The organism is Hymenobacter agri (assembly GCF_054778495.1).
In genome coordinates this window covers 1-3376 of sequence record NZ_BAAGZM010000480.1, presented here as the reverse complement: position 1 = coordinate 3376, position 3376 = coordinate 1, and the positions used below count along the sequence as shown (strand labels likewise).

General features: G+C 64.6%; 4 protein-coding genes. All 4 read right to left on the bottom strand.

Features of this window, described 5'->3' with window-relative positions:
- A partial coding sequence (locus ACYVDE_RS17975) for a GNAT family N-acetyltransferase (RefSeq protein ID WP_460502932.1) occupies positions 1 to 833 on the bottom strand: 833 nt, incomplete at its 3' end.
- Positions 834 to 946: 113 nt separating this feature from the next.
- Complete coding sequence (locus ACYVDE_RS17970; protein ID WP_460502931.1) at positions 947 to 1693, bottom strand: class I SAM-dependent methyltransferase; 747 nt, start codon at positions 1691 to 1693, stop codon at positions 947 to 949.
- A gap of 79 nt (positions 1694 to 1772) precedes the next feature.
- Complete coding sequence (locus ACYVDE_RS17965) at positions 1773 to 2768, bottom strand: class I SAM-dependent methyltransferase (RefSeq protein WP_460502930.1); 996 nt, start codon at positions 2766 to 2768, stop codon at positions 1773 to 1775.
- Between the two features lie 2 nt (positions 2769 to 2770).
- Positions 2771 to 3376, bottom strand: a 606-nt coding sequence (locus ACYVDE_RS17960) for a cytidylyltransferase domain-containing protein (protein WP_460502929.1), incomplete at its 5' end; no start/stop codon positions are given.

Below are 3376 nucleotides of genomic sequence, written 5' to 3'. Positions count from 1 at the left end.
CAGAAGGCCAGCTCGCCGTCGCGCGTCGGGATAAGGTAGGCGATGCCGCGCGTCTGCATCTCGTCCAGTAGCTCGGGCAGTGCCTCGTCGCGTAGCGGGGGCATGGGCCAGAAATCGTCGGCCAGCGGGCGGGCCAGGGCCTGGGGGTTGAGGTCAGCCCCAATGACTTTGGTGGCGTAGTGCAGGCGGCGAGCAGCCGCTTGCACGGCGCGCAGCAACGGAGCCTTGCCCGCCAGGCTGGTTATCAGCACATGCCCGCGGAAGGCCCCGGTGGGCCGGAAACAGCTGTGAAACACCGTATCGACCAGCTGCCCGGCCACCTGCACGTGGCGGGGCAGGCGGGCTTCCTCGGTAAAGCCCTCGGCTTCGAGCACGGCCGTGAGGTAGGGGCGCACGTCGTAGGCTTCGGTGTTGATTTTCTGTAGGCTCAGGTCGTCGAAAGCTACCTGGCGCAGCAGGTGCAGGTAGGCGGTAAAGTCGGCCTGAAAAGTGGGAATATGGGCATTGCGGCCGGTTTCGAGCAGAAAGGAAATCTCGGCCCGGCCGGCGTTCCAGTCGATGTGCACCAAGCCGCCGTAGCCAATCAACTCCTCATCGAGCAGCAGCGAAAACAGCAGCTGCCCTGGCTGCTCGGCCTCGAACAGCGGCGTTACCACGTCGCGGAAATACCGGTCTTGGGCCTCGCCGGTAAGCGGCGCAGCTTGGCGCAGAATGTCAATCTGGTCGTTGCGCCACTGGCGAATGGCCTCGCGGTCGTCGAGGCGGATGGGCAGCAGGCGGTAGCGGCCGTGGCGGTAGTCGTTCAGGCGCAGAGTGCGGTAGGCGGTGGGCATGGCGGCGGGTAGAGACGCATATTTGCGTCTCGTCGTTGAACGGCTGGCGCTGGAGTCGTTCAACGGAACCGTTCAACGACGAGACGCAAATATGCATCTCTACAACCCACCAATCACACAATTAGATACGAAATCAGTGGATTGAGGGGGCTGCGGCGCAGGGCGTAGTTGGCCACGCCGAATACCTCGTCGAAGGCCAGTGTTTCGCCGGGGAACTCGGGGCAGTTCAACTCATCGAAGGCCACTACGGCCCCTTTGGTGAGGCGCGGGCGAATGGCTTCGAGGCAGGCCTTGGTGGGGGCGTAGATATCGAAGTCGAAGTAGGCGAAGGCGATGATGGTTTCGGGGTGGTCGCGCAGGTACTGGGGCACGGTTTCGGTGGCGTCGCCGGCCACGAGCTCAAACTTGCGCTTGTGCGGAATGGGGCTGTCGGCCTCGTGCAGGGCCAGGATGTCGGTAAGCTGGCGCTGGTAGTCGGCGCTCACGCCGTAGTCGCCGGGTTTCACAAGGCTGCCATCTTTCTCATCGACCGACGGAAACCCACCGAAGGTGTCGAAGCCAATGATTTTGCGGTTGTAGTTGAAGGGCTCGTAGATGCCGCGCAGGGCGTGCAACAGCGCCAGGTTCTGGCCCCAGCGCACGCCAAACTCCATGGCCACGCCGTGCACCGGAATGATGTGCTGGTAGAGCTCGGCCATGAACAGCAGGCGCGAAAACGTCTGGCGGTTCAGGTACAGGCCCAGGTTGCTCAGCAACTCGGTGTTGGGGATTGGCGACTCGCGCAGGCTCTGGGCGAAGTTTTCGCGGCGCAGCTGCTCGGCCGGGAGGGCACCGCTGAGCACGGAGATGGGAGAGGACATGGGGACTTATTGAGTAATCGAACACAAAAGAACGTCATGCTGAGCGGAGGCTCAGCATGACGTTCTCATCATTCTTGGACTACGCTGGCTGCAAAAACGCCACTACACTGCGACCCAATCCCACGCCGGCCATCGCCTCGTAGTAGGCGGCCACGGCGGGCAGCGGGGCCGTGCGCAGCAGGAAGTTGTCCTGCTCCAGCCGCGATTGATGGGCGGCTTTGCCGGCCGTGCGGTCCATCACGTAGTTGGTGGCGGGGTTGAAGAGGTTGAGGTCAATGGGCTGGTCGCCAAGTACTCGGGCGGTACGCCAGCCAGTGGCCGCGGCCAGGTTGCGCAGGCCGGCCGCCCCGAAATACGAGAGGTGGTCGGGCAGCGCCACCCAGAACGGGCGGTCGATGTGGCCAGTGGCCAGCAGGTGCTGCTGCAGGGGCGAAAAGTCGTTGGGCACGTCCACCATCAGCACGCCGCCAAGGCGGGTGAGGGCACGGCAGCGGCGCAGCAGCTCGGCCGGGTCGATGACGTGTTCGAGTACGTTGTCGAGCCAGAGCACGTCGAACTGCCGGCCTTCGGTAATCAACTCTTGCAGGCCGTCGTAGAGGTCGCCGGCGCGCAGGCGGCCGCGCAGGCCAGGGTGAAACTGCTCCAGGCTGAAGCTGCTAAAGTCGAGCCCCAGCACGTCCCAGCCCTGACGCTGAAAGTAGTCGAGCGCCCAGCCCTCGCCGCAGCCCACGTCGAGGAAGGTGCGGGGGCTGAAAGGGGCTGTGGTGGGCGATGCATCAATTACCGGAGCTTCGGCAGGAGCTGCAGCGGCGGGAGAAGCAGCAGCCGAGTCAGCCGGCACGGTGGCCGGGTTCAGCAGTTGCTCCAGTACCCAGTGGCGCAGGCGGAGTTTGCCTTCAATGTGCTCGCGTTCGGCCTCCGAATACGTGGGCTGGTAGCTGCTGCGGTTTTCTTGGTAGTAGCGCTGGGCGTAGTAGTCGCGCAACTCTTCGGGCGTGGGCTTGCGGGTTATTTCGTAGTAGCCCAGCTCGTTGAGGTGCACGAGGTCGGCCGGGTTTGGGGTGGACTGGCTCATGCTTAGATGGTTTTTTGCTCGACGCCGGCGTTCAGGGCCATGATTTCGGGTTGCGCTTCGAGCAGGGCCAGCAGCGCGGGCAGGGCCAGCTGGTTGGCGTGGTGTTCCTCGATGAGGCGGCGCAGCACCTCGTAGTCCTCCGGCGTATCGAGCGTAATGCGGAAGCGGCCGAAGTCGCCGCCGGGCCATACCTCGTCCACGTTGCGGAAGTGCGTGGCGGCGGGGCCGGTTTTCAGGTAGGGCGTCACGTGCTCGCGCTCGAAGGGCGAGGTGGCGCGCTCACAGGCTTCGGCCAGCATAGGCATCGAGAAAATCTCAAAATCCAGCCCCCGCGGAAAGCTGCGAATGATGGAGTTGGAGCGGAATTCGAGCGGGTCGGCATCGGCCTGGTAGCGGGCCACGGCTTCGCCAATCAGCCGGCCGTCCACCAGCGGGCAGTCGGAAGTGACCCGCACAATCACGTCGAGGCCGAATTTTACGCCCGTTTCGTAGTAGCGGGCCAGCACGTCGGTTTCGGACCCGCGGTGGTAGGGCAGGCCGCGGGCTGCGGCGTAGGCGGCCAGGGCGTCGTCGGCGGGCTCGGTGGTGGTGGCCAGGTACAGCGGCAG